This window comes from Cryptosporangium minutisporangium (assembly GCF_039536245.1).
Lineage (GTDB): Bacteria > Actinomycetota > Actinomycetes > Mycobacteriales > Cryptosporangiaceae > Cryptosporangium > Cryptosporangium minutisporangium.
This window is the reverse complement of the sequence record NZ_BAAAYN010000004.1, coordinates 91,479-114,795: the sequence shown is the minus strand read 5'-3', so window position 1 is coordinate 114,795 and position 23,317 is coordinate 91,479. Positions and strand designations below refer to the sequence as shown.

Annotated in this window: 21 protein-coding genes and 1 pseudogene; 13 read left to right on the top strand and 9 right to left on the bottom strand. The window is 72.5% G+C overall.

The window, feature by feature from the left end:
* Window positions 1-55: 55 nt before the first annotated feature.
* Window positions 56-1,690, top strand: coding sequence for an LLM class flavin-dependent oxidoreductase (locus tag ABEB28_RS03295; protein WP_345726437.1), 1,635 nt, complete (start codon window positions 56-58; stop codon window positions 1,688-1,690).
* A 25-nt stretch (window positions 1,691-1,715) separates the two neighbouring features.
* Here ABEB28_RS03295 and ABEB28_RS03290 read toward each other — a convergent pair whose 3' ends face one another.
* The 6 genes from ABEB28_RS03290 to ABEB28_RS03265 form a co-directional block, all read right to left on the bottom strand.
* Window positions 1,716-2,189 carry an STAS domain-containing protein gene (locus tag ABEB28_RS03290; RefSeq protein WP_345726436.1) on the bottom strand — a complete coding sequence of 158 codons (474 nt, stop codon included), beginning with the start codon at window positions 2,187-2,189 and terminating at the stop codon, window positions 1,716-1,718.
* 222 nt (window positions 2,190-2,411) lie between these two features.
* Window positions 2,412-3,548 (bottom strand): DmpA family aminopeptidase, encoded by a 1,137-nt coding sequence (locus ABEB28_RS03285; protein ID WP_345726435.1) that lies wholly within the window; start codon window positions 3,546-3,548, stop codon window positions 2,412-2,414.
* A 45-nt stretch (window positions 3,549-3,593) separates the two neighbouring features.
* Entirely contained in the window at window positions 3,594-4,634 is a 1,041-nt protein-coding gene (locus ABEB28_RS03280) for an NAD(P)/FAD-dependent oxidoreductase (RefSeq protein WP_345726434.1), read from the bottom strand.
* The gene (locus ABEB28_RS03275; RefSeq protein ID WP_345726433.1) at window positions 4,631-5,137 is read right to left on the bottom strand and encodes an isoprenylcysteine carboxyl methyltransferase family protein; all 507 of its coding nucleotides are present in this window, start codon (window positions 5,135-5,137) and stop codon (window positions 4,631-4,633) included. Before ABEB28_RS03275 ends, ABEB28_RS03280 begins: the two co-directional genes overlap by 4 nt.
* The gene (locus ABEB28_RS03270; protein ID WP_345726432.1) at window positions 5,131-6,189 is read right to left on the bottom strand and encodes a type III polyketide synthase; all 1,059 of its coding nucleotides are present in this window, start codon (window positions 6,187-6,189) and stop codon (window positions 5,131-5,133) included. The genes ABEB28_RS03275 and ABEB28_RS03270 overlap by 7 nt, the downstream gene beginning before the upstream one ends.
* Before the next feature lie 56 nt (window positions 6,190-6,245).
* Window positions 6,246-6,665, bottom strand: coding sequence for an organic hydroperoxide resistance protein (locus ABEB28_RS03265; protein ID WP_345726431.1), 420 nt, complete (start codon window positions 6,663-6,665; stop codon window positions 6,246-6,248).
* Window positions 6,666-6,746: 81 nt separating this feature from the next.
* On the opposite strand from ABEB28_RS03265, the gene ABEB28_RS03260 reads away from it, so the two are divergent.
* On the top strand, window positions 6,747-7,361 hold the full coding sequence (locus ABEB28_RS03260; protein ID WP_345726430.1) for a TetR/AcrR family transcriptional regulator: 615 nt from the start codon (window positions 6,747-6,749) through the stop codon (window positions 7,359-7,361).
* 323 nt (window positions 7,362-7,684) lie between these two features.
* Here the strand turns inward: ABEB28_RS03260 and ABEB28_RS03255 are convergent, their stop codons facing one another.
* Complete coding sequence (locus tag ABEB28_RS03255; RefSeq protein WP_345726429.1) at window positions 7,685-8,503, bottom strand: hypothetical protein; 819 nt, start codon at window positions 8,501-8,503, stop codon at window positions 7,685-7,687.
* A 297-nt stretch (window positions 8,504-8,800) separates the two neighbouring features.
* Between ABEB28_RS03255 and thrS the strand changes: the two genes are divergently transcribed.
* Window positions 8,801-10,801, top strand: a complete 2,001-nt coding sequence (gene thrS / locus ABEB28_RS03250; protein WP_345726428.1) for a threonine--tRNA ligase — start codon at window positions 8,801-8,803, stop codon at window positions 10,799-10,801.
* Window positions 10,802-10,979: 178 nt separating this feature from the next.
* Here the strand turns inward: thrS and ABEB28_RS03245 are convergent, their stop codons facing one another.
* Entirely contained in the window at window positions 10,980-11,555 is a 576-nt protein-coding gene (locus ABEB28_RS03245) for an HIT family protein (protein ID WP_345726427.1), read from the bottom strand.
* 34 nt (window positions 11,556-11,589) lie between these two features.
* Window positions 11,590-13,863 carry an elongation factor G-like protein EF-G2 gene (locus tag ABEB28_RS03240; protein WP_345726426.1) on the bottom strand — a complete coding sequence of 758 codons (2,274 nt, stop codon included), beginning with the start codon at window positions 13,861-13,863 and terminating at the stop codon, window positions 11,590-11,592.
* Window positions 13,864-14,315: 452 nt separating this feature from the next.
* On the opposite strand from ABEB28_RS03240, the pseudogene pgsA reads away from it, so the two are divergent.
* The 10 genes and pseudogenes from pgsA to ruvB form a co-directional block, all read left to right on the top strand.
* A pseudogene (pgsA, locus tag ABEB28_RS03235) lies at window positions 14,316-14,909 on the top strand (phosphatidylinositol phosphate synthase); the annotation flags it as partial.
* A 236-nt stretch (window positions 14,910-15,145) separates the two neighbouring features.
* Window positions 15,146-16,207 (top strand): phosphatidylinositol mannoside acyltransferase, encoded by a 1,062-nt coding sequence (locus ABEB28_RS03230; RefSeq protein WP_345726425.1) that lies wholly within the window; start codon window positions 15,146-15,148, stop codon window positions 16,205-16,207.
* Window positions 16,208-16,224: 17 nt separating this feature from the next.
* Window positions 16,225-17,424 (top strand): glycosyltransferase family 4 protein, encoded by a 1,200-nt coding sequence (locus tag ABEB28_RS03225; protein WP_345726424.1) that lies wholly within the window; start codon window positions 16,225-16,227, stop codon window positions 17,422-17,424.
* Between the two features lie 180 nt (window positions 17,425-17,604).
* Window positions 17,605-18,186, top strand: coding sequence for a hypothetical protein (locus tag ABEB28_RS03220; protein ID WP_345726423.1), 582 nt, complete (start codon window positions 17,605-17,607; stop codon window positions 18,184-18,186).
* 108 nt (window positions 18,187-18,294) lie between these two features.
* The gene (gene pdxS, locus ABEB28_RS03215; RefSeq protein WP_345726422.1) at window positions 18,295-19,215 is read left to right on the top strand and encodes a pyridoxal 5'-phosphate synthase lyase subunit PdxS; all 921 of its coding nucleotides are present in this window, start codon (window positions 18,295-18,297) and stop codon (window positions 19,213-19,215) included.
* A 72-nt stretch (window positions 19,216-19,287) separates the two neighbouring features.
* Window positions 19,288-19,956 carry a pyridoxal 5'-phosphate synthase glutaminase subunit PdxT gene (gene pdxT, locus ABEB28_RS03210; protein ID WP_345726421.1) on the top strand — a complete coding sequence of 223 codons (669 nt, stop codon included), beginning with the start codon at window positions 19,288-19,290 and terminating at the stop codon, window positions 19,954-19,956.
* Window positions 19,953-20,702, top strand: a complete 750-nt coding sequence (locus ABEB28_RS03205) for a YebC/PmpR family DNA-binding transcriptional regulator (protein WP_345726420.1) — start codon at window positions 19,953-19,955, stop codon at window positions 20,700-20,702. Before pdxT ends, ABEB28_RS03205 begins: the two co-directional genes overlap by 4 nt.
* Before the next feature lie 108 nt (window positions 20,703-20,810).
* Window positions 20,811-21,431 carry a crossover junction endodeoxyribonuclease RuvC gene (gene ruvC, locus ABEB28_RS03200; protein ID WP_345726419.1) on the top strand — a complete coding sequence of 207 codons (621 nt, stop codon included), beginning with the start codon at window positions 20,811-20,813 and terminating at the stop codon, window positions 21,429-21,431.
* On the top strand, window positions 21,428-22,027 hold the full coding sequence (gene ruvA, locus ABEB28_RS03195) for a Holliday junction branch migration protein RuvA (RefSeq protein ID WP_345726418.1): 600 nt from the start codon (window positions 21,428-21,430) through the stop codon (window positions 22,025-22,027). The genes ruvC and ruvA overlap by 4 nt, the downstream gene beginning before the upstream one ends.
* The gene (ruvB, locus tag ABEB28_RS03190) at window positions 22,024-23,139 is read left to right on the top strand and encodes a Holliday junction branch migration DNA helicase RuvB (RefSeq protein WP_345726417.1); all 1,116 of its coding nucleotides are present in this window, start codon (window positions 22,024-22,026) and stop codon (window positions 23,137-23,139) included. The genes ruvA and ruvB overlap by 4 nt, the downstream gene beginning before the upstream one ends.
* Window positions 23,140-23,317: the final 178 nt, after the last annotated feature.

The following is a 23,317-nucleotide window of genomic DNA, read 5'->3' as shown; positions in this document are numbered from 1 at the left end:
CAGTTCTTCTGTGTGGCAGACTATTTGTCACAGACTGAGTGAGCGGAGCGACAAGATGGCCGACTACGGACACGACCTGGTGTTCGGGACGTTCCTGACGCCGAGCGCGGAGGCGCCCGATCGGGTGGTGGAGCTGGCCCAGCTCACCGAGCAAGTCGGCCTGGATCTCGCGAGCATCCAGGACCATCCGTACCAGGCCCGGTTCCTCGACACGTGGACGCTGCTCTCGGTCATCGCCGCCCGCACGACCAGGCTGCGCGTGACGCCGAACGTCGTGAACCTGCCGCTGCGGCCGCCTGCGGTGTTGGCGAAGAGCGTCGCGTCGCTCGACCTGCTCACCGGCGGCCGGGTGGAGCTGGGCCTCGGCTCCGGGGCGTTCTGGGACGGCATCGCCGCGCTCGGCGGCCGCCGCTTGACCCCCGCGCAGGCCGTCGACGCGCTGGCCGAGGCGATCGGCGTGATCCGTGCGCTCTGGGCGCCGAGTGGGTCGGTGCGGATCGCGGGGGAGTACTACGGGGTGCAGGGTGCGCACGCCGGTCCCGCACCCGCCCACCACGTCGGTATCTGGCTCGGTGCGTACAAGAAGCGCATGCTCGCGCTCACCGGCCGGCTCGCCGACGGGTGGCTTCCCAGCAGCCCGTACGCCGGCCCGGACCAGCTGCCGGGGATGAACGCCGCGATCGACGCGGCGGCCGAGGAGGCCGGGCGGGATCCGCGGGACATCCGCCGGCTCTACAACATCGGCGGTCGCTTCGCTCCCCGCGGGACGGGCTTCCTCACCGGCCCCGCCGGGATGTGGGCGGAGCAACTCGCCGAGCTCACGCTCGACCAGGGGATGAGCGGCTACGTCGTGATGGGTGACGACCCGGACGTGGTGCGCCGGTTCGCCGCCGAGGTGGTCCCCGCCGTGAACGAGTTGGTCGACGCCGAGCGCGCCCGCCGTGCGGCCACCCCGCCGCAGCCCGACCGCCCGTCCGTCGAGGCGGGGTGGGCTCCTACCGGCTCCGATGCCGCCGGACGCGAGGCCGCCCGGTCGCAGGGCCCCGGCTCGGCTGCGGACCGGGCCGCGCCGCGTACGGGCTCAGTGCCGGCGGGGCTGGGCATCACGCCGACCCCGGACGACGGCGTGCGGCGCTCCGACGTCCGGCTCTGGGACGAAACCACCCGGCCGGCCGGGCCGGTGCCCGACCGGAACCGGACCTACACGGCCTCGGAGCGGGCGTCCGGACAGCACCTGATCGACGTCCACGATCAGCTGCGCGCCGAGTTGGAGACGGTCCGGGACCTCGTCGAGCAGGTGGCGGACAGCCTCACCGACCCCGGCGCCGCCCGGTCGGCGATCAACGCGATGACGCTGCGCCAGAACAACTGGACGCTCGGCACCTACTGCGAGTCGTACTGCCGGGTCGTCACCACCCACCACACCCTGGAGGACCAGGCGCTCTTCCCGCGGCTGCGGCGGGCCGACGCCGGGCTGGTGCCGGTCGTCGATCGGCTGGCCGAGGAACATCTGGTGATCCACGACGTGCTCGAGCGAGTGGACCGGGCGCTGGTCGGCCTGGTCACCGACGAGAAGGGCATCGACGAGGTGCGGGCAGCGGTCGACCTGCTCTCGGACACGCTGCTCTCGCACCTGTCGTACGAGGAGCGGGAGCTGGTCGAGCCGCTCGCCCGCTTCGGCCTCGCCTGACGGGGCACCGCATGCCCGGCTCGGCCTACTCCCACCGCCACCCGGACGCCGGGCTGGGAAGGTCCGGCCGGTCGGCGCCCGTGGGGTCGGCGTCCATCGGGTCGGCGTCGTGCTCGATCAGTCCGGAGAGCCCGCTCGCTTCCAGTACCCGGCGGACAAAGCGCGTGGGACGGCAGACCACGAGGGTGGCGCCGGACCGCCCGGCCGCGCGCCACCCGGCCTCCAAGCAGCCGGCTCCGGCGACGCCCAGGTACGCGACCCGGAGCAGGTCGACGATGACCAAGTCGATGGCGGGGAGCCGGGCGGCGGCGACCAGGTGCTCCAGCAGTTGCGGCGCGGTGCTCTCGTCCAGCGTGCCGACGAGCAAGAAGAGGGCATAGTGCGTCTCCTCGTCGACGACCTGGGAGACGTCCAACGATCCGTCGCCGGACGCGAAGGGGGCGAAGACGTCGGAAGCCAGCGGCGCGCGCAGGACGATGCGGTGCTGGTGCACGACCACTACGTCTCCCTGGCTTCCGGGGTCTCCCTGGCTTCCGGGCGCACGTGCAGGGCCACTATGAACCGCGATCCACCCGGCGGCGATCCGTCGGGTGCAAATAGCCCTAATCGGGAAAATTGTACTGTCTCTGGCGTGTGGTCTTGCGTCCGGGCGGGTAGTCGGGAAGTTTCGCCGATCACGCGGCCTGGGCGAGCGCGGCGTGGACGGCGTCGTGGGGTCCGATCAGGTGGGCCCGGCGAGCCGGCTCACCGCGGCGCGGACGGCGTCGTGGGGGAGGGCCGGAACGCGATATCCGCGGTGGCCCACCATGTCGGCGTTCGCCACCAGCACGTCGACCACGGCCTCCTCCACCGCTCGGACCGCGGCCTCGTAGAAGGGATCGATCCGGCCCCAGGGAACGAACCGCAGCTGCTCGTACGCGTCGGCGCCGACGGGTCCGGCAGGGAACGTACTGGTCAACGCGCCCGCATTCGCCGTGGAGAACGCGAGGAACAGGTCGCCCGAGAAGTGGCTGCCCGCCGTGCCCGACCGGCCGATGCCGAGCGTCGCCCGGCGTGCCAGGGCCGCGCACTGGCCGGGCAGCAGCGGTGCGTCGGTGGCGAGCACGACGATCACCGAGCCGGCACCGGGCGGTGTCCGGGCGGGTCCGGCGACCACGTCGGGATGCGTGCGGGCCAGCTCGGCGCCGAGCGGCATCCCCGCCACCGTCAACTCGCGGCGGGCACCGTAGTTGGCCTGGACGAACGCGGCCACCGTGTACCGATCGGGACCGTACTCGACCACGCGCGACGCAGTGCCCGAACCGCCCTTGAAACCGTGGCAGATCATTCCGGTGCCGCCACCGACGCTGCCCTCCTCGATCGGCCCGCCGGCGGCCGCGTCCAGGGCCGCCAGCGCGTGCTCCGGACGGACGTGGCGCCCGTTGATGTCGTTGAGGTCGCCGTCGTACGTCTCGGCGACGACCGGCAGCAGCCACTGCTCGGCGACCCGGGGGTGGTGGGCGGCGATCCACTCCACGACGCCCTGGTGCACCGGTCCGACCGCGTGGGTGTTCGTGATCGCGATCGGCGTGGCGAGCGCACCGTTCTCGCTGATCCACGTCGTCCCGGTCATCTCGCCGTTGCCGTTGAACGAGAACCAGCCGGCGGCGCAGGGCACGCCGACGCCGTCGCGTCCGCGCGGCAGGATCGCGGTGACCCCGGTCCGCACGCTCGCGCCCTCGATCAACGTCGTGTAGCCGACCTCGATGTCCGGCACGTCGGTCAGCGCGTTCCAGCGTCCGGGCGTGCCCAGGAACGGAACGCCCAGGGCCCGGGCGCGGAGCCGCCCGGAGGGCGTGGAGAGCAGGGGATCAGCCATAGGCGCATGATGCCGAGCCGGGCCGGGGCCGGTGACACCGCCCGGTCAGCGGGCCAGCTCGTTCACCACGGTCGCGAACGTGCGGGGCAGCCTCGTCGCGGCGGGGACGATCGCGCGGGCGAGCAGCGGGCGGTTGCGTGCCCAGAGCAGTCCGCCGGTCAGCACCCGGTACCGCCGGGACGCCCGGCGCCACCGCCGTTCGTACTCCGCCGGGCGGTCCGCCGCGACGCAGGCGACGAGTTCGGCGGCGCTCGCCCACGCCACCGCGAGCCCTTCTCCGGTCAGCGCGTCGACGTACCCAGCGGCGTCGCCGACCAGCAGCACCCGCCCGGCGACCCGGGACGACACCCGCTGCCGCAGCGGGCCGGCGCCGCGGACGCCACCGGCGTCGGTGGCGTCCGCGCCGGAGGTGTTCGCAGTGGAGAGACGGGCCGCCAGTGCCGGGAAGCGGGCGAGCTGGTCGGTGTAGGGACCCCGTGCGGTGGTGAGGATGGCGACGCCCACCAGGTCGGGGGCGACCGGCGTCACGTACGCCTCGGCGCCCGACGTCCAGTGCACCTCCACAAACTCCGTCCAGGGACGAACCGGGTAGTGCCGCCGCAGCCCGTGGCGGGCCGGTCCGCGGGAGGGTCGCTGCAGCCCGAGCTGTCGCCGGATCGGCGAGTGCAGACCGTCGGCGGCGGCCAGGTAGCGGGCCCGGAGTCCGGCGACCGTGACACCGTCGGCGTCCTGATCGACGGCTCCGGCCGCGCGGGGCACGAGCTCGATGCCGGCCCGCGCCACCGCGTCGGCGAGCCCCGCGTGCAACGCCGTGCGCCGGACACCGAGTCCGGGCCCGTTCCGGAACAGCGCGTCGACGCCGCGGGCGGCGTCCGCGTAGTGGATGCCGCGGAAGGGCAGGCCGGGAACCTCGACGCCGAGCTCCGACAGGAGCGCGACCGCGCCGGGCATCAGGCCCTCGCCGCAGGCCTTGTCGATCGGGGTCGCCCGCGGTTCCAGGACCGCCACCTCGAGCCCGGCGCGGGCCGCGAGCAGCGCGGTGACCAGCCCGGCCGGACCTCCACCGGCGACGAGGAGGTCTCTCACGCCGCAGCCAGGGCCCGGTTCTCGGCCCGGATCCGGACCGTGAGCAGCGCGGCGTTCGCGACCGTGAAGATCAGCGCGGTGACCCAGGCGGTGTGGACGAGGGGGAGCGCGAATCCCTCGACGACGACCGCGATGTAGTTCGGGTGCGGGAACCACCGGTAGGGCCCGCTGGTGACCAGCGGCGCATCGGGCACCACGATGATCCGGGTGTTCCACTGGTGGCCGAGCGTCCGGATGCACCACCAGCGCAGTCCTTGCGACGCCACCACGAGCGCCAGCATCGGCCAGCCCAGCCAGGGCAGGAACGGCCGGTCGGCGAGCCAGACCTCCGCCACGCACCCGACGAGCAGCCCGGTGTGCAGGACGACCATCACCGGGTAGTGGCCGGCACCGTACTCGCGGCCGCCGCGGGCGAAACTCCAGCGCGCGTTGCGCAGCGCGACGACGAGTTCGGCGACGCGTTCGAGGCCGACGGCCAGCACGAGGAGGGTGTAGCTCACCACTGCAGCAGCACCAGTTCCGCGGAGAATCCCGGTCCCATCGCTATCAGCATGCCGGGTGTGCCGCGCTCGGGTGGGCGATCGGCCAGAGTGTCCTGGAGGATGTGCAGCACCGACGCCGACGAGATGTTGCCGATCCGCCGCAGGGAGCTCCAGCTGGCTCCGAGCGCGCCCTCCGGGAGCTCCAGTCCGGACTCGATCGCTTCCAGCACCTTCGGGCCACCGGGGTGCGACACCCAGGTCGTGATGTCTTTGCGGGTCAGGCCGTGCGCGGCGAGGAAGTCGTCCACACCGACCCGGAGGTGCTTCTCGGCCAGCGCCGGGACCTCGGTGCCGAGGACGACCTTCAGGCCGCCGGGCCCGACGTCGAAGCCCATCGTCCGGAGCGTGCCGGGGTAGAGGATGCTGCGGGTGGCGATCACTTGCGGCCCGGACGTGGCCGTCGCGCGCTCCGAGCCGACGGCCACCACCGCGGCGGCTCCGTCACCGAAGAGACCGCTCGCGACCAGGTTGGTCGGCGAGCGGTCGTCGTACTGCACGGTCAGCGAGCACAGCTCCATCGTGACCAGGACGGCGACCTGGTCCGGCCAGCCACGGAGGTAGTCGTGCAGCCGCGAGATCCCGACCGCGCCGGCCGCGCAGCCCAGACCGACGACCGGCGTGCGCTTGACGTCCGGGCGGAGGCCGATGTGCTCGGCGATCCGGGCGTCCAGCGACGGGATCGCCAGGCCGGTGGAGGTGACCGCGAGGATCACGTCGACGTCCTCCACGGTCAGGCCGGCCTGGGCCAGCGCGCCGAGGATCGCGCGCGAGCCGAGGTCGACCGCGCCGGTGAGGAACGCGTCGTTGGCGGCGCCGAAGTCCCGTAACGTGCGGTACTGCTCGATCGGCAGCACCAGGTGTCGGGTCTGGACGCCCGCGCCACCGTGGACGCGTTCCAGGAACCGGCGTTGGCCGGCATCGAGCCCGCACGCCTCCGCGACGAGGTCGGTGAGCTCGGGCTGCGGGTACCGGTGGTCGGGGAGGACGCCGAGGACCGCGGCGAGCTGCGTCATGCCTCGACCGTATGCGGTGAACCGCCGCCGCGCCCGTCAGCACAGCGTGCCGTGTACTACTCGACGACGAGTTCGACCGGGATGTTGCCCCGGGTCGCGTTGGAGTAGGGGCAGACCTGGTGGGCGGCCTCGACCAGCTCGCGGCCGGTCTCGCCCTGCAGGTGCTCCGGAAGCTCGACTCGTAGCGTCACGGCCAGGCCGAACGCGTTGTTCTCGCCCGAGACGAGGCCCACCTCGGCGGTCACCGCGGCCTCGGAGGCGTCGAGCTTGCGCTGACCGGCGATCATCCCGAGCGCGCTGGAGAAGCAGGCCGCGTAGCCGGCGGCGAAGAGCTGCTCCGGGTTGCTGCCTGCGCCGCTGCCACCCAGTTCCTTCGGGAACGACAGCTGGACGTCGAGCTTGCTGTCGGAGGTGCGTACCCGTCCGTTGCGTCCGTTGCCGTCGGCGGTGGCGATCGCGGTGTAGAGCGTCGACATGAGCGTCCCTTCGCTGGGTGGCTAGACAGACTTGTCTGTCTAGTTCGCAGCATAGACAGGTCTGTCTGGTAACTTCAAGGGGTGCTGACGACTCCTCCACTCGAACTACCGGGAGTCTCCGCGCCGGAGAATGCCGCCGGGCGGCCCGCCGGCGCACGGCAGCGCATCCTCGGCACCGCCAGCGCGCTGTTCTACGCGGTGGGGATCCGCGCCGTCGGCATCGACCGGATCATCGCCGAGGCCGGCGTCGCGAAGGCGACGTTCTACCACCACTTCCCGACCAAGGACGCCCTGGTCTGCGCGTACCTCGCCGGGCTGCACGACCGGCAGGCGTCGGCCTTCACCGCGTTGTCGGCGGGGATCGAGCCGGTCGACGTGGTGCTCGCGATGTTCGACGCGCTCGGCGAGTTCGCCTGCGGCCCGGGCTTCCGCGGCTGCGCGTTCGTCAACGCCGCGGTCGAGTACCCCGACCCGGACAGTCCGGTGCGGCGGATCGTGGCCGACCACCGGCGCTGGTACGCGGACGCGGTGCGGGAACTGCTGGTGGCGAGCGGCCATCGGACGCCGGACGCCACCGCCCGGATGCTGGTCATGCTGCGGGACGGCGTGGTGGTCGGGGGGCAGCTCGACGATCCGGCCGAGGTCCGGGCGACGCTCCGCGCGTCGGTCACCGCCCTGATCGCCGCGCACGACTGACGCGTTGCCGCGACGGGCCCGCCGCGCGTGCTCCCCGTGCCCGCAGGGCCCCCGGGCCGCCGTGCCCGCAGGGCTCCCGGGCCGCCGTGCCCGCAGGGCTCCCGGGCCCGCCGTGCTCGCGGTCGTTTCCCGAAAGACCACCTCTCGGCCCGCGCTGAGCGGTGGTCTTCCCGAAAATCCCGCGCCCACCCGACGCGCCCTGGTTCGGTCGGGACGTGCGCCGCCGCCCTGCCGTGCAGGGCGAGGACGCCGAGCCGCGCGGCGTCCTCGCCTACCTGCTCGACCCGCCGGTCACGCGGTCAGGTGAGCAGTGACGAGCTGGGTCAGCTGGCCGGGGCGGCCGGCTGCGCCGAGACGGTGGACGGGTCGGTCGCGGTGTCGGTCGTCGGCTCCGTCGTGTTGGCCGGGTCGGACGCCGTAGTGGTCGTCTCCGTCGTGGTCGCCGGGTCGGACGCCGTGGTCGTGGTGTCCGTCGTCGTGGCGGACGGGTCGGTCGCCGTGTCCGTGGTGGTGGTCGTGGTAGTCGTCGTCGTGGTGGTCGTCGCCGGGTCGGCAGCCGCGTCGGCCGCGGTCTGCTGCGCCGGGGCCGGGGCGTCGTCGACCGCAGTCGCGGTGTCGACCGTGCCGTCGCCGTCCGTGTCGCTGTAGACCGTGTCGAACACGCCGTCGTCGTTCGTGTCGACGACCACCGCGTCCACGGTGCCGTCGTAGTCGCTGTCGATCTCGGCCGCGTCGAAGTCACCGTCGTTGTCGGTGTCGGCCACGGTGCCGTCGATCACGCCGTCGCCGTTGGTGTCCACGGCCCCGTAGTCGAAGTCCCCGTCGCCATCCCGGTCGTAGACCGCGGTGTCCGCGATGTGGTCACCGTCGGTGTCGACGACCGCGTAGTCCACGGCACCGTCGCCATCGGTGTCGGTCGCCACGACGTCGACGTAGCCGTCACCGTCGGTGTCGGCCGCGACCGTCTCGGACTCACCGTCGTGGTCCAGATCGAGCACCGCGTACGCCGTTCCGTCGCCCTCCTGGTGGAGGTAACCGTCGACGACGCCGTCGTTGTCGTAATCCAGCGGCACATCGTTTTCGGCGATCGTGCTGGTGGGGGCGTCGGCGCCGGAGTCGATCGTGTCGCCGCTGTCGCTCATCGTGGTCTTCCGTTCGTGTAGTGAGGGGTTTGCTTGCTTGGCGACGACACTACGGACGGCAGTGTGCGTAGGGATCCCGGTTTCGTGCCACCTCCCCCGCCACACGCGGGCGCGGTCGGGCACCCGACAGTTCCGACGCGCGCGGTCGCCGCCGACGGGCGTCGGGGGTGCCCCCACACCGCCCTCTGCGGCGCGCGGCGCGGGATAACCGGTGCGGGGCCGGACAGGCTCCCCGACTAGCATCGGAGCTAGCCGGGACGCGACATCCCGGCGTCAACCAGACTCGAGGAGAGAACTGTGTCCGCACCCCGTTCCGCGCCCGTGACCGCCGCCGTCGTGGTGCCGGCCGGGACGACGGCCGCGGACGCGCTGGTAGCGGCCGGGATCCCGATCGACGGTGGCCAGGCGGCGGTCGTCGTCCGCGACGCCGACGGTCAGCTGCGTGATCTGGAGTGGATCCCGGACGCCGACGCCGAGGTCGAGCCGGTGCTCATCGATTCGCCGGACGGCCTGAACGTGCTCCGGCACTCCACCGCCCACGTGCTCGCCCAGGCGGTCCAGGACCTCTTCCCCGGCACCCTGCTCGGCATCGGCCCCCCGATCGACAACGGCTTCTACTACGACTTCCTGCCGGAGAAGCCGTTCACCCCGGACGACCTCAAGCGCCTCGAAAAGCGCATGCAGGAGATCATCAAGGCCGGTCAGCGCTTCTCCCGCCGCCCGATCAGCGACGACGAGGCCCGCAAGGAACTCGCGCACGAGCGGTTCAAGCTGGAACTGATCTCGCTCAAGGGCGCCGGCGAGGACGCCGCCGAGGGCGCCTCGGTCGAGGTCGGCGAAGGCGCGCTGACCATGTACGACAACCTCGACAAGAAGTCCGGCGACCGGGTCTGGACCGACCTGTGTCGCGGCCCGCACCTGCCCACCACCCGCAACATCCCGGCGTTCAGCCTGATGCGGTCGGCGGCGGCGTACTGGCGGGGCAGCGAGAAGAACCCGCAGCTGCAGCGGATCTACGGCACCGCGTGGCCGACCCGGGACGCGCTCAAGGACTACCAGCGGCGTCTCGAGGAGGCCGCGAAGCGCGACCACCGCAAGCTCGGCGCGGAGCTCGACCTGTTCAGCTTCCCGGACGAGCTGGGCTCCGGCCTGCCGGTGTTCCACCCGAAGGGCGGCGTCATCCGCCGGGAGCTGGAGAACTACTCCCGGAAGCGCCACGAGGAAGCCGGGTACTCGTTCGTCAACACCCCGCACATCACGAAGGGTCACCTCTACGAGGTCTCCGGCCACCTCGACTGGTACGCCGACGGCATGTTCCCGCCCATGGAGCTGGAGGGCGCGAACTACTACCTGAAGCCGATGAACTGCCCGATGCACGACCTGATCTTCCGGTCGCGTGGGCGGTCGTACCGCGAGCTGCCGCTGCGGATGTTCGAGTTCGGCACCGTGTACCGGTACGAGAAGTCCGGCGTCATCCACGGCCTGACCCGCGTGCGGGGCCTGACCATGGACGACGCCCACATCTTCTGCACCCAGGAGCAGATCGAGGGCGAGCTCACCTCGCTGCTGCAGTTCGTCCTCGACCTGCTGAAGGACTACGGGCTCGACGACTTCTACCTGGAGCTCTCGACCAAGAACCCGGAGAAGTACATCGGGGACGACGAGGTCTGGGACGTCGCGACCGAGACGCTGCGGCGGGTCGCCACCGAGTCCGGGCTCGACCTGGTGCCGGACCCGGGCGGCGCGGCGTTCTACGGCCCGAAGATCTCGGTGCAGGCCCGGGACGCCATCGGCCGGACCTGGCAGATGTCCACGATCCAGCTGGACTTCATGCTGCCCGAGCGGTTCGAGCTGGAATACCAGGCGGCGGACGGCTCCCGGCAGCGGCCGGTGATGATCCACCGCGCGCTGTTCGGCTCGATCGAGCGGTTCTTCGGGGTGCTGACCGAGCACTACGCCGGAGCGTTCCCGGCGTGGCTGGCGCCGGTGCAGGTGGTCGGCATCCCGATCGGTGACGGGCACGTCGGGTACCTGGAGGAGTTCGCGGCGCGCCTGCGGAGGGACGGCATCCGGGCCGAGGTGGACACCGCGAGCGACCGGATGCAGAAGAAGATCCGGAACGCGCAGAAGCAGAAGGTCCCGTTCATGGTGATCGCCGGCGACGACGACGTCGCGGCCGGCACCGTGTCGTTCCGGTACCGCGACGGGTCGCAGCGCAACGGGGTGCCGCTGGACGCCGCCGTCGAGCACGTGCTCGAAGTGGTGCGCTCCCGCACCAACATCGGCCCGTCCGCCTGAGGGCGGCCCGTCCAGAACGACGCCGACAGGCGAGCGGGCCTCCTGATGACGCTTCGCTGATGTCACGGCGTCGGCCCGCTCGACTGCCAGCGCCGCTCTGGACGGGCTCCAGGTTCATACCCAGCAGCGCCTGGCGGCGCTTCGAGCAGCTGCCTGCGGTGGACGCCGGGCGGGCGGGTTACGGGCGTTCGAGGGTGGCGGCTTCGGCGGTGTCCGCCCAAGCGGCGGCCAGCAGGGAGCGGGTTTCGCCCAGCAACTCGGGAAGCACCTTCGTCTGACCCACCACGGGCATGAAGTTCGTGTCCCCGCCCCACCGCGGCACCACGTGCTGGTGCAGGTGCGCGGCGATCCCGGCCCCGGCGACCGACCCCTGGTTCATCCCGATGTTGAACCCGTGCGCCCCGGACGCCTTCCGCACCGCGCGCATCGCGTCCTGGGTGAACGCACCGAGCTCCGCGACCTCGCCCACGTCCAGATCGGTGTAGTCGGGCACGTGCCGGTAGGGGACGACCATCAGGTGGCCGGAGTTGTACGGGTACAGGTTGAGCAGCGCGTACACGGTGTCGCCACGCGCCAGGATCAGCGCCTGGTCGTCCGGCAGCGACGGCATCAGGCAGAACGGGCAGCCGTCGCTTCCTTCGCCGGCCGGCTTGCCTTCACCCTTGATGTACGCCATCCGGTGCGGCGTCCACAGTCGCTGGAAGTGATCGGGGTCGCCGGCCCCCTGCTGCCGTTCGATCTCCGGGCCCGTCATGCCTGCGATCCTACGGACGTACCGGACGGCAGCTTCAGGAGTGGTCGGCCAGCGCCTTCGCGGCGAGGTTGGGCGGCATCGGTTCGAACCGCGCGAACGAACGGGTGAACGTCGCGGTGCCGGACGTCAGCGAACGCAACTCGGGGGAGTAGCGGACCAGCTCGGACGCCGGCACCTCCGCGTGCACCACGGTTCGCTCGTGCCCCGGTTCTCCGCTCGCACCAGTCGGTTCGGTGCCGAGGACCCGGCCGCGGCGTCCGGACAGGTCGCTCATCACGGGGCCGACATAGGAGTCCGGCACCGTGATGTCCACCTCGTCCACCGGCTCGAGCAGGCTGATCGTGGCCTGCGACGCGGCCTCGCGCAGCGCCAGCGCACCGGCCATCTGGAACGCGGCGTCGGACGAGTCGACGCTGTGCGCCTTGCCGTCGACCAGCGTCACCTTGAGGTCGACGACCGGGAAGCCGGCCACCAGACCGCGCTCCATCTGGTGCCGGACGCCCTTCTGCACCGACGGGATGTACTGGTGCGGCACGGCTCCGCCCACCACCCGGTCGACGAACTCGAAGCCGGAACCGGTCGGCAGCGGCTCCACCTCGATGTCGCAGATCGCGTACTGTCCGTGCCCGCCGGACTGCTTCACGTGCCGGCCGTGCCCCTTCGCCGGCCCGGCGAACGTCTCCCGCAGCGGGACCCGCACCGGCTCGGTGTCCAGGTCGACGCTGCCCGCCCGCAAGCGCTCGAGGACGACGTCCGCGTGGGCCTCGCCCATGCACCAGAGCACCAGCTGACCGGTCTCCGGGTTGCGCTCCATCCGCAGCGTGGCGTCCCCGGCCACCAGGCGGGACAGGTTCTTGGCGAGGGCGTCCTCGTCGCTGCGGGTACGGGCGACGACCGCGACCGGCAGCAGCGGCTCCGGCAGGTCCCACGGTGCCACCAGCAGCGGGTCGTCCTTCGACGAGATCGTGTCGCCGGTCTCCGCGCTGCCGACCTTGGTCAGCGCGCACAGATCACCGGCCACCGCGTACGGAACCTCGCGCAGCTGTGTCCCGAGCGGGGAGTAGAGGTGTGCGGCGCGCTCGTCGGCGTCGTGGTCGGCCCAGGCTTCGCCGGGCGCGTGCGTGTCGTCGGAGGAGCGGACGCCGTGGCCGGACACGTGCACGGTGTCTTCCGCGCGGAGCGTCCCGGAGAACACCCGGACCAGCGACACCCGGCCGACGTACGGGTCGACCGTCGTCTTCACCACCTCGGCCACCAGCGGCCCGGCCGGATCGGCGGTGAGCGGGTCGCGCGGGTCGCCGTCGATCGTCGTGACGGCCGGTGCGGGCCGTTCGTCCGGGGCCGGGCAGGCACGGACGATGCCGTCCAGCAGCTCCGCCAGGCCGACACCGGTGCTCGGGTCGGCGGGCAGGACCGGGTAGAACGACCCCCGGGAGACCGCGGTCTCCAGGTCGGTGATCAGCACGTCGGGGTCGATCTCCTCGCCGGCGAGGTACCGGTCCATCAGGGTCTCGTCCTCGCTCTCCGCGATGATCCCCTCGATCAGCGCGTTCCGGGACTCCTCGATCAGCTCCAGGTGCTCGGGGTCGGCCGGCCGGACCACCGGCTCGAAGCCACCGCCGCTGTAGTCGTAGATCTGCTGGGTGACCAGGCCGATGAGGCCAGCGGTGCGGGTCTGCTCGTCGGCGCCGTTGATGCCGCCGAGGAAATCGGAGAGCGTCTGCTTGCCGCCGTTGGCGGGCGGAGCGCCTTCAACCGCCTCGTGCACCGGCAGGTAGAGCGGGAGCACGCCGTCCCCGAACACGCGCTGGCAGATCGCGACCGACTCGTCGAAGTCGGCACGCGGGTGGTCGAGCCTGGTCACGACGACGGCCCGCGGCATACCCACGCGGGCACACTCCTCCCAGAGCGCGATCGTGCTGGCGTCCACGCCGTCGACGGCGGAGACGACGAACAGGGCGGCGTCGGCCGCGCGCAGGCCGGCGCGGAGCTCGCCGACGAAGTCCGCGTACCCCGGGGTGTCGAGCAGGTTGATCTTCACGCCGCGGTGGACGACCGGCGCCAACTGCAGTGTCACCGACCGTTGTTGCCGGACCGCGGCGGGGTCGCAGTCGCAGACCGTCGTCCCGTCGACCACCGAACCCGCCCGCGGGATCGTGCCGGTCGCCACCAGCAGAGCCTCCGCCAACGTCGTCTTGCCGGCGCCGCTGTGGCCGACCAGGACGACGTTGCGTAGAGACCGTGGATCGTCGACCACCGGCCCGGCGGAACTCGCCCGGTCGGGGCTGCCAGCCACCTTCTGCGCCATCGGGGTGCCTCCTCGCGCTCGCCGGGACGCTGCGCCGGCGGCTAGCGCGCATCCCGGCCGCGCCACCGGAAGACAAAGCCACCGGAAGACATATCCGTGTGATCGATCCCACACCGCCGCCCCGGTGTGGGGCAAGCCCTGCCGACCGCTGGGACGGGCTGCACCGAATCCGACCGGCCAATTGTGTCGGGCGGTACGGACGTCCGGTGACCCGGGCTCGCCTTCCCCGGCGCGCCGCCCGTATTCCGGCGGCGCGCCGTCGGAAGAGGAGCGGCGCACCCTACGCCGAGCAGGTGGTTGTCGGATCGTCGACCTCCTGGGGTCGAGGATTCGACGACCACGGCCCGTCGGCCCGGGCAGCGACCGGGGCCGGATTCGGCGCCCCGATGGGACCGGGCCTGGTAGCGGCTATCGTGGGCACGCCGCAGCCACCCCTTCGAGAACGGATCCCGATGCTCAACGTCCTGGCGCGCGCCCGGATCACCCGCGTGACCGGCCCGATCGGGGCCGCGCTGGTGCGCACCGGCCTCACCCCGGACGCGATGACCCTGATCGGTACGACCGGTGTCGTACTGTCCTCGATCTTCCTGGTCGTTCCCGGGCACGTGCTCGCCGGCGGGATAGCGATCACGTTCTTCGCGCTGACCGACATGCTCGACGGAGCGATGGCTCGGGCCCGCGGCTGGTCGAGCCGGTGGGGCGCGTTCCTCGACTCGACCTGCGACCGGTTGGCCGACGCGTCGATCTTCGCCGCGGCGGCGTACTGGTTGTTCTCCGAGGGGCGGACGTCGGCGGGCGTGGCGGCGCTGCTCTGTCTGATCACCGGCGTGCTGGTCTCCTACGCGAAGGCCCGCGCGGAAGGCCTCGGCCTCACCGCGAACGTCGGCATCGCCGAGCGCACCGAGCGGCTGGTGCTGGTCGGCATCGGCGGCGTCCTGGAGGTCACCGGCGTCCCGGGTGGCGTCGAGTCGGTGCTCTGGCTGCTCACCGTGCTGGCGGCGTTCACGGTCGGGCAGCGGGTGCGGGCGGTCTGGAACCAGACCCGCGACGACCGGGTCCGCCCGGCGCGGCCGCTGGATACCGGCCCCGTGCCGCCCCCGTCACAGACACCGACCGACCGCGCGGCCGACGCCGAGGATCCCGCCGCCCCGGCCGACCCGGGACGCAGAGCCTCCCCGGCCGACCCCGGACGCGGCGCCACTCCGGCCGATCCTGGGCGCGCTGCCGCCCCGGCCGGGGACGCGTCGACCGAACCCACCGCCGACGTGCGCGGGGAGCAGGGGTGAACGAGCGGGTGACGAGCGCGGCGTACGCCGCGGGGTGGAAGCTGATCCGGGTCCTCCCGGAGCGCCCGGTCCGGAGGCTGTTCGAGGCGGGCGCCGGCTGGTTCGCCGGACGCGGCGGCGCCGGCCCGCGTCGGCTCGCCGCCAACCTGCGCCGGGTCGTCGGGCCGGAGATGTCCGAGGACGAGCTGAATCGCCTGGTCAAGCGCGGTCTGCAGTCGTACGCGCGCTACTACCACGAGGCGTTCCGCCTGCCCGAGTGGTCACACGAGGACATCCAGCAGCGGTTCGTGCTGGAGAACGCGGAGGTGCTCGACCGGGCTGTCGCGGCAGGCCGGGGCGTGGTGGTCGCGCTCCCGCACGCCGGGAACTGGGACCTGGCCGGTGCGTGGGCGACGCTGCACGGCGTGCCGGTCACCACGGTCGCCGAGCGGCTCAAGCCGGAGGACGTCTACCAGCGGTTCCTTGCGTTCCGGCGGGCGCTGGGCATGGAGATCCTGCCGCTCACCGGTGCCTCGCGGCCGCCGCTGGACGTGCTCACCGAGCGGTTGCGGGACGGCCGCGTTGTCGTTCTGCTCGCCGACCGTGACCTGTCGGCGCGCGGCGTCGAGGTGGACTTCTTCGGCGAGCGGACGAAGATGCCGGCCGGTCCGGCGGTGCTGGCGCTGCGTACGGGTGCGCCGCTCTACGGGCTGGCGCTGTGGACCGACGGCCCGGCGACCCGGGCCCGCCTGATCGGCCCGATCGAGACCGGCCCGGAGGCGGCGCCCCGGAGTGCGGTGGCAACCGAGGCGGCCACGTCGGCGCCGGACGCCACCCAGGCGGAGGTGCACGCGGACGGCGATGCTGTGGACGGTGGCGCCCGGAGCGACGGTGGCTCGCCGCAGAGCGTAGTGATGGAACGAGCGGACCACCGGGACCCGGCGCGGATCGCCGCCGTGACGCAGCGGGTCGCCGACGCGCTCGCGGAGGGAATCGCGGAGCATCCGTCCGACTGGCACATGCTGCAACCGCTCTGGCTGGCCGACCTGCCGCCGAGGCGGCGGCGGACGACCGACTGACCGCCGAGGACGCACGGATGCGCATCGGAATTGTCTGCCCCTACTCCTTCGACGTTCCCGGCGGCGTGCAGGCGCACGTCCGGGACCTGGCCGAGGCCCTGATCGGGCTGGGCCACGAGGTATCGGTGCTGGCGCCGGCCGAGGAGCCACCGGAGGGTGGCCCGGGGCTGCCGGAGTACGTCGTACCGGCCGGGCGGGCGGTGCCGGTGCCGTACAACGGGTCGGTGGCCCGGCTGGCATTCGGCCCGCTCTCGCTGGCCCGGGTGCGGCGGTGGCTGCGCGACGGCCGGTTCGACGTGCTGCACGTGCACGAGCCGATCGCGCCTTCGCTGTCGCTGCTGGCCTGCGTCGTCGCGACCGGTCCGATCGTGGCGACGTTCCACACCGCCACCCAGCGGTCGCGGACGCTCGCCGCCGTGCACAGCGCGCTGCAGCCGGTGCTGGAGAAGATCACCGCACGGATCGCGGTCTCCGCGCTGGCCCGCCGGGTGCAGGTCGAGCACCTGGACGGGGGAGCGGTGGAGATCCCGAACGGGGTCGCGGTCGGGAAGTTCGGCGACGCGGCTCCGCTGCCGGGATGGCCGGGCGAGGGCGGCGCGCTCGGGTTCCTCGGACGGTTCGGGGAGCCGCGCAAGGGCTTCACCGTGCTCGCCGACGCGTTCGCGCAGTTGGCGCCGGAGAGGCCAGGGCTGCGGCTGCTGGTCGCCGGCCCCGGGGACGCCGACGACGCGCTGGACGCCCTGCCGCGCGCGCTGCGCCCCCGGGTGACGCTGCTCGGCATGGTCTCGGAGACCGACAAGGCGCGGATGCTGCGCAGCGTCGACGTGTACGTGGCCCCGAACACCGGCGGGGAGTCGTTCGGGATCATCCTGACCGAGGCGATGGCCGCCGGCGCGACGATCGTCGCCAGCGACCTGGACGCGTTCCGCCGGGTCCTCGACGACGGGCGGGCCGGGGCGCTGTTCCCGACCGGGCAGCCGGCGGCGCTGGCCGCGTGCATCGGCCAGCTGCTCGACGACCCGCCGCGGCGGCGGGCGCTGGCGGCGCTCGGCCGGTCGACGGTGGCCGCGTTCGACTGGCCGGTGGTGGCGGCCCGCGTGGTGGACGTGTACCAGAGTGCGATCGCCGCGTACCCGAGCGAGCCGACGGTGACCGATGCCGACGAGGTCTCCACCCACCGCCTGCCCCACTACCTCCGGGAACGACTGCGCCCGTAACGAGCGGTTGGGTCCGTAACGACCGACTGCACGCACGAGGGCCGACTCCACCCGTACGGAGCGACTGGGCCCTTCGTGACCGGATGAGCGCGGGCGCGTGTGATCGCGGCGTTTACCGTCCGCTGTCATAACCATCACGCCGAAACAATCCTGATGCACGCACCCGATACAGTCGACCTCGTGGACTGGCCGGTCGTCATCGCTGTGGCGCTGGTGCTCGTCCTGCTCTACGTCTGGTGGCTGTCCCGTCGCATCGCCCGGCTGACCGCCCGCACCGCCGCCGCCCGGGATGCGCTCGAGGAGCAACTCGGCCGTCGTGCGGAGGCCGCCCGTCAGCTGCCCGGGGACGTCGCCGCCGAGGCCCGCGCCGCCGCCGCAGTGGCGTTGACCAGCGGCCACCCCGACTCCGACGCGCGCCAGGGCGCCGAGAACGACCTCGTCCGCGAGTTGCGGAACCTCGGCGTCGACGCGCTGGACGCGCCCACGCTGCTCGCCGCGAACCGCCGCCTGGGCGTCGCCCGGCAGGTGTACAACGACGCGGTGCGCGACACCCGCTCGCTGCGCACGGCCCGCATCCCGCGGACGTTCTGGCTGGCGCGGCGGGCGCCGCTGCCGCAGTACTTCGACGTCGACGAGCTGGACCTGGACGCGCTCGTCCACGAACGCCAGGAGCGGGAGGCGGTCCGGCTGGCCCGCGCCGCAGCCGACCTGCGAACGGCGGCCGTCGAGGATGTCGGAAGGGCCACAACCGGCCAGTCGTGAGGTCACCGTCGCCGGAGCTACGATGAAGAAGTTTCTCTGGTGGGCGACCCGCTCCGACTCACGTCGCCTCCTGTTTTCAGTGCACGCCGATCGAAAGGCCGCATAGCCGTGTCCGCCCAGACCAACCCCACGTCCGACCAGCCGGTAGGCACCACCGGGACCGCCCGGGTCAAGCGCGGCATGGCCGAGATGCTCAAGGGCGGCGTGATCATGGACGTCGTCACGCCGGAGCAGGCGAAGATCGCCGAGGACGCAGGCGCGGTCGCGGTGATGGCGCTGGAGCGCGTGCCCGCCGACATCCGCGCCCAGGGCGGCGTCGCCCGGATGAGCGACCCGGACATGGTCGAGGGCATCGTCGCCGCGGTGTCGATCCCGGTGATGGCCAAGGCCCGGATCGGGCACTTCGTCGAGGCCCAGGTCCTGCAGGCGCTCGGCGTCGACTACGTGGACGAGTCCGAGGTGCTGACCCCGGCCGACGAGGCGCACCACATCGACAAGTGGGCGTTCACCGTGCCGTTCGTCTGCGGCGCGACCAACCTGGGTGAGGCGCTGCGGCGGATCGCCGAGGGTGCGGCGATGATCCGCTCCAAGGGCGAGGCCGGCACCGGCAACGTCGTCGAGGCGACCCGGCACATGCGGTCGATCCGCGGTGAGATCCGGCGGCTGTCCACGCTCGACGAGACCGAGCTGTTCGTCGCGGCGAAGAACCTGCAGGCGCCGTACGAGCTGGTCAAGGAGGTGGCGACGCTCGGTAAGCTGCCGGTCGTGCTGTTCACCGCCGGTGGTATCGCCACCCCGGCCGACGCCGCGATGATGATGCAGCTCGGCGCCGAGGGTGTCTTCGTCGGCTCCGGCATCTTCAAATCGGGCGACCCGGTGAAGCGGGCCGAGGCGATCGTCAAGGCCACCACGTTCCACGACGACCCCGACGTCATCGCGAAGGTCTCCCGTGGCCTCGGCGAGGCGATGGTCGGGCTGAACGTCGACACGTTGCCCGCGGACCAGAAGTACGCGTCCCGCGGCTGGTGACCCACCCCTGATCGAGACGGCCCGCGCGGGAGCGCGGGCCGTCGTCCGTCCCGGACCGTAGACTGGAATTCCGTGAGTTCTCCCGTCATTGGTGTGTTCGCCCTGCAGGGCGATGTCCGCGAACACCTGCACGCCCTACGCTCCGCGGGGGCCGACGCGGTGCCGGTGCGACGCCCCGGCGAGCTGGCGGCGGTGGACGGCATGGTCGTGCCGGGTGGTGAGTCGACCACGATGAGCCGGCTGTCCACGGTGTTCGAACTGCTCGATCCGATCCGGGAGCGGATCGCCGACGGGATGCCGGTCTACGGCTCGTGCGCCGGAATGATCATGCTGGCCGGAACCGTGCTGGACGGGCGACCCGACCAGGAGAGCTTCGGCGGCATCGACATGGTGGTACGCCGTAACGCGTTCGGACGGCAGGTCGACTCGTTCGAGACCGACCTGGTGTTCAACGGCGTCGACGGCGATCCGGTGCACGCGGTTTTCATCCGCGCTCCGTGGGTGGAGAGCACCGGCCCGGACGTCGAGATCCTCGCCCGGGTAAGCGGTGGCCCGGCGGACGGTAGGATCGTCGCGGTCCGCCAGGGCAACTTGCTGGCGACCTCCTTCCACCCGGAGCTCACCGGAGATCTCCGCGTGCACGGTTTGTTCGTCGAAATGGTGCTACGAGGGCTGCGGGAACCCGGTCTCCGGGGGAGGGGCACGACCGACGAGCGGACGATCGAGGAGGCAGTACGGTGAGCGGCCACTCCAAATGGGCTACCACGAAGCACAAGAAGGCCGTCATCGACGCCAAGCGCGGCAAGATGTTCGCCAAGCTGATCAAGAACGTCGAGGTCGCGGCCCGCACCGGCGGTGGCGACCCAGCGGGTAACCCGACGCTCTACGACGCCATCCAGAAAGCGAAGAAGAGCTCGGTCCCGAACGACAACATCGACCGCGCGGTCAAGCGTGGCTCCGGCGCCGAGGGCGGTGGCGCCGACTACCAGACGATCACCTACGAGGGTTACGGCCCGAACGGCGTCGCGGTGCTGATCGAGTGCCTCACCGACAACCGCAACCGCGCGGCCTCCGAGGTGCGCACCGCGATGACCCGCAACGGTGGCCAGATGGCCGACCCGGGCAGCGTCTCGTACCTGTTCCACCGCAAGGGCGTCATCATCGTCGGAAAGGGCGAACTGACCGAGGACGACGTCCTGATGGCGGTGCTGGAGGCCGGTGCCGAGGAGGTCAACGACCTCGGCGAGGAGTTCGAGGTCGTCTGCGAGCCGACCGACCTGGTCGCGGTGCGCACCGCGCTGCAGGACGCCGGCATCGACTACGACTCGGCCGACTCCAGCTTCGTGCCGAGCATGCAGATCCCGCTGGACGCCGAGGCCGCGCGCAAGGTGTTCAAGCTGATCGACGCGCTGGAAGACAGCGACGACGTGCAGAACGTGTACGCGAACTTCGACGTCTCCGACGAGGTCATGGCCGAGGTCGGCTAGGCCGTGCGCCAACGGTTCAGCACGCCGGGCTGCTGGCCTTTGGTGTACGGCCTCCGGACTGTGGTTTGATCCGTTCCGTACCGAACAGCTGTACGGAGGTGGACGGGCTTGCGCGTGCTCGGGGTCGATCCGGGTCTCACCCGCTGCGGGGTCGGTGTGGTGGACGGGGCGCCGGGTCGGCGGTGCGGCCTCGTCCACGTGGACGTGATCCGTACCCCGGCGGACGCGGAGCTCGGCCATCGGCTGGTGTCGATCGCCGACGCGCTGGCCGCGGCGATCGAGGAACATCGCCCCGAGGTCGTCGCGGTGGAGCGGGTGTTCAGCCAGCACAACGTCCGCACCGTGATGGGCACCGCGCAGGCGGCGGCAATGGCGATCGTGGCCGCGACGCGTGCCGGTCTGCCGGTCGCGCTGCACACTCCGTCGGAGGTCAAGGCCGCCGTCACCGGGTCGGGTACGGCCGACAAGGCGCAGGTCGGCCTGATGGTGACCCGGATCCTCGGGCTCTCGGCCACGCCGAAGCCCGCCGACGCGGCGGACGCGCTGGCGCTCGCGATCTGTCACCTCTGGCGGGCGCCGACCCAGGCCCGCCTGGCGGCCGCGCTGGCCAGGACCAACGCCCGCGCGGCGGCGCCTGTCCGGCCGGCGCCGGTGCCGCGCTCCGAGCCGGGAGCCCCGCAGCCGCGAGACGTCGGCCCGGTAGCGGAGCAGCCGGGGGTGGGCGCGTGATCGCGTCGGTCCGCGGGGAGGTCGCGGCCGTCGGGCCGGACGGCGCGGTGGTCGAGGTCGGTGGTGTCGGCATGGCCGTGCAGTGCACGCCCGCCACGCTCGCCGGCCTGCGGGTCGGGTCCCCGGCCCGCCTGGCCACCAGCCTGGTCGTCCGCGAGGACTCACTGACCCTCTACGGTTTTGCGTCCGACGCCGAACGGTCGCTGTTCGAGCTGCTGCAGACGGCGAGCGGCGTCGGGCCCCGCTTGGCCCTCGCGGTACTGGCCGTGCACTCCCCGGACGCCGTCCGCGCGGCGATCGCCGGGGCGGACACCGCTGCGCTGACCCGCGTGCCGGGCATCGGCAAGAAGGGGGCCGAGCGGCTCGTGCTCGAACTGCGCGACCGGATCGGCGCGGTCGACCCGATCGCCACGCCCACCCTCGGCGCGCCGGGCGGCTGGCAGGCGCAGGTCCGCGACGGGCTGGCCGGTCTCGGCTGGTCGGCGAAGGAGGCGGAGGACGCCGTGGCGGTCGTCGCGGCCGACTTCGACGGGAAGCCCGTCGAGGTGGCCACCGCGCTCCGCCGCGCGATCCAGATCCTGGGTCGGAACCGGTGACCGGCCCGGCGGCCTGGGGCGAACCGGAGGCGGACGTCGTCTCCGCGTACGCGGCGCCGGACGAGCGGGACGTCGAGACGAGCCTGCGGCCGCGGCAACTCACGGAGTTCATCGGGCAGCACCGCGTCCGCGAGCAGCTCGAGGTATTGCTGCAGAGCGCGCAGCGGCGCAGCCGTCCGCCCGACCACATCCTCCTCTCCGGTCCACCCGGCCTCGGCAAGACCAGCCTCGCGATGATCGTCGCGGCCGAGCTGGGCAGCGCGATCCGGGTGACGAGCGGCCCGGCGATCGAACGGTCCGGCGACCTGGCCGCGGTGCTCACCACGCTCGCGCCCGGCGATGTGCTGTTCATCGACGAGATCCACCGGATCGCCCGTCCGGCCGAGGAGTTGCTCTACTCGGCGATGGAAGATTTCCGGGTCGACGTCGTCGTCGGTAAAGGCCCGGGCGCCACCGCGATCCCGCTGGACGTCGAGCCGTTCACGCTGGTCGGGGCCACCACCCGTTCGGGACTACTGACCGGGCCGCTGCGCGACCGCTTCGGGTTCGTCGCGCACCTGGACTTCTACGACCCGAAGGATCTGCAGAAGGTGCTCATGCGGTCCGCGGCCATCCTCGGGGTGCGGATCGACGCGGCGGGGACGGCGGAGATCGCGAGTCGGTCCCGCGGTACACCACGGATCGCGAACCGGCTGCTGCGCCGCGTCCGCGACTACGCCGAGGTACGGGCGGACGGGGAGGTCACCGAGGAGATCGCCCGGGCCGCTCTGACGGTGTACGAGGTGGACCGGGTGGGCCTCGACCGGCTCGACCGTGCGGTGCTCGACGCGCTGGTGACGTCGTTCGGCGGCGGACCGGTGGGCCTCTCGACGCTGGCCGTGGCGGTGGGGGAGGAGCCGGGCACCGTCGAGGAGGTCGCGGAGCCGTTCCTGGTGCGGGCCGGGTTGCTCGCCCGGACGCCGCGCGGCCGGGTCGCCACGCCTGCGGCCTGGGCCCATCTCGGCCGGACGCCGCCGCCCGGATCATCCGCCGCCCTCGCCGCCGGCACCGCCGGCGCGGTGGCTCCCGACCCCGACGATCTGTTCGGAGGCAGTTTCCGCTCCGCTCCCTGACCCACCCCGGGGCGTGCGGCGGTCGGGAGCGGCGGAACGATGCCGGTGCGCGGGTCGTTCACGCTCCGGGTGAGCGCCACCACGGGCGCCGGCGGCGACCCGTTCTGCTGCGGAGGGTCACCGCGTGGCGGCTCGTTGAGCGTCTGCTACTAGACTTCCGCAGTCGCACCCTCGCAAC

Coding starts and splice junctions, on each gene's coding strand:
- ABEB28_RS03225 (WP_345726424.1), top strand. CDS start 16,225: ATGCGCATCGGAATTGTCTGCCCCTACTCCTTCGACGTTCCCGGCGGC.
- ABEB28_RS03285 (WP_345726435.1), bottom strand. CDS start 3,548: ATGGCTGATCCCCTGCTCTCCACGCCCTCCGGGCGGCTCCGCGCCCGG.
- ABEB28_RS03295 (WP_345726437.1), top strand. CDS start 56: ATGGCCGACTACGGACACGACCTGGTGTTCGGGACGTTCCTGACGCCG.
- ABEB28_RS03255 (WP_345726429.1), bottom strand. CDS start 8,503: ATGAGCGACAGCGGCGACACGATCGACTCCGGCGCCGACGCCCCCACC.
- ABEB28_RS03245 (WP_345726427.1), bottom strand. CDS start 11,555: ATGACGGGCCCGGAGATCGAACGGCAGCAGGGGGCCGGCGACCCCGAT.
- ABEB28_RS03270 (WP_345726432.1), bottom strand. CDS start 6,189: ATGACGCAGCTCGCCGCGGTCCTCGGCGTCCTCCCCGACCACCGGTAC.
- ABEB28_RS03265 (WP_345726431.1), bottom strand. CDS start 6,665: ATGTCGACGCTCTACACCGCGATCGCCACCGCCGACGGCAACGGACGC.
- ABEB28_RS03240 (WP_345726426.1), bottom strand. CDS start 13,863: ATGGCGCAGAAGGTGGCTGGCAGCCCCGACCGGGCGAGTTCCGCCGGG.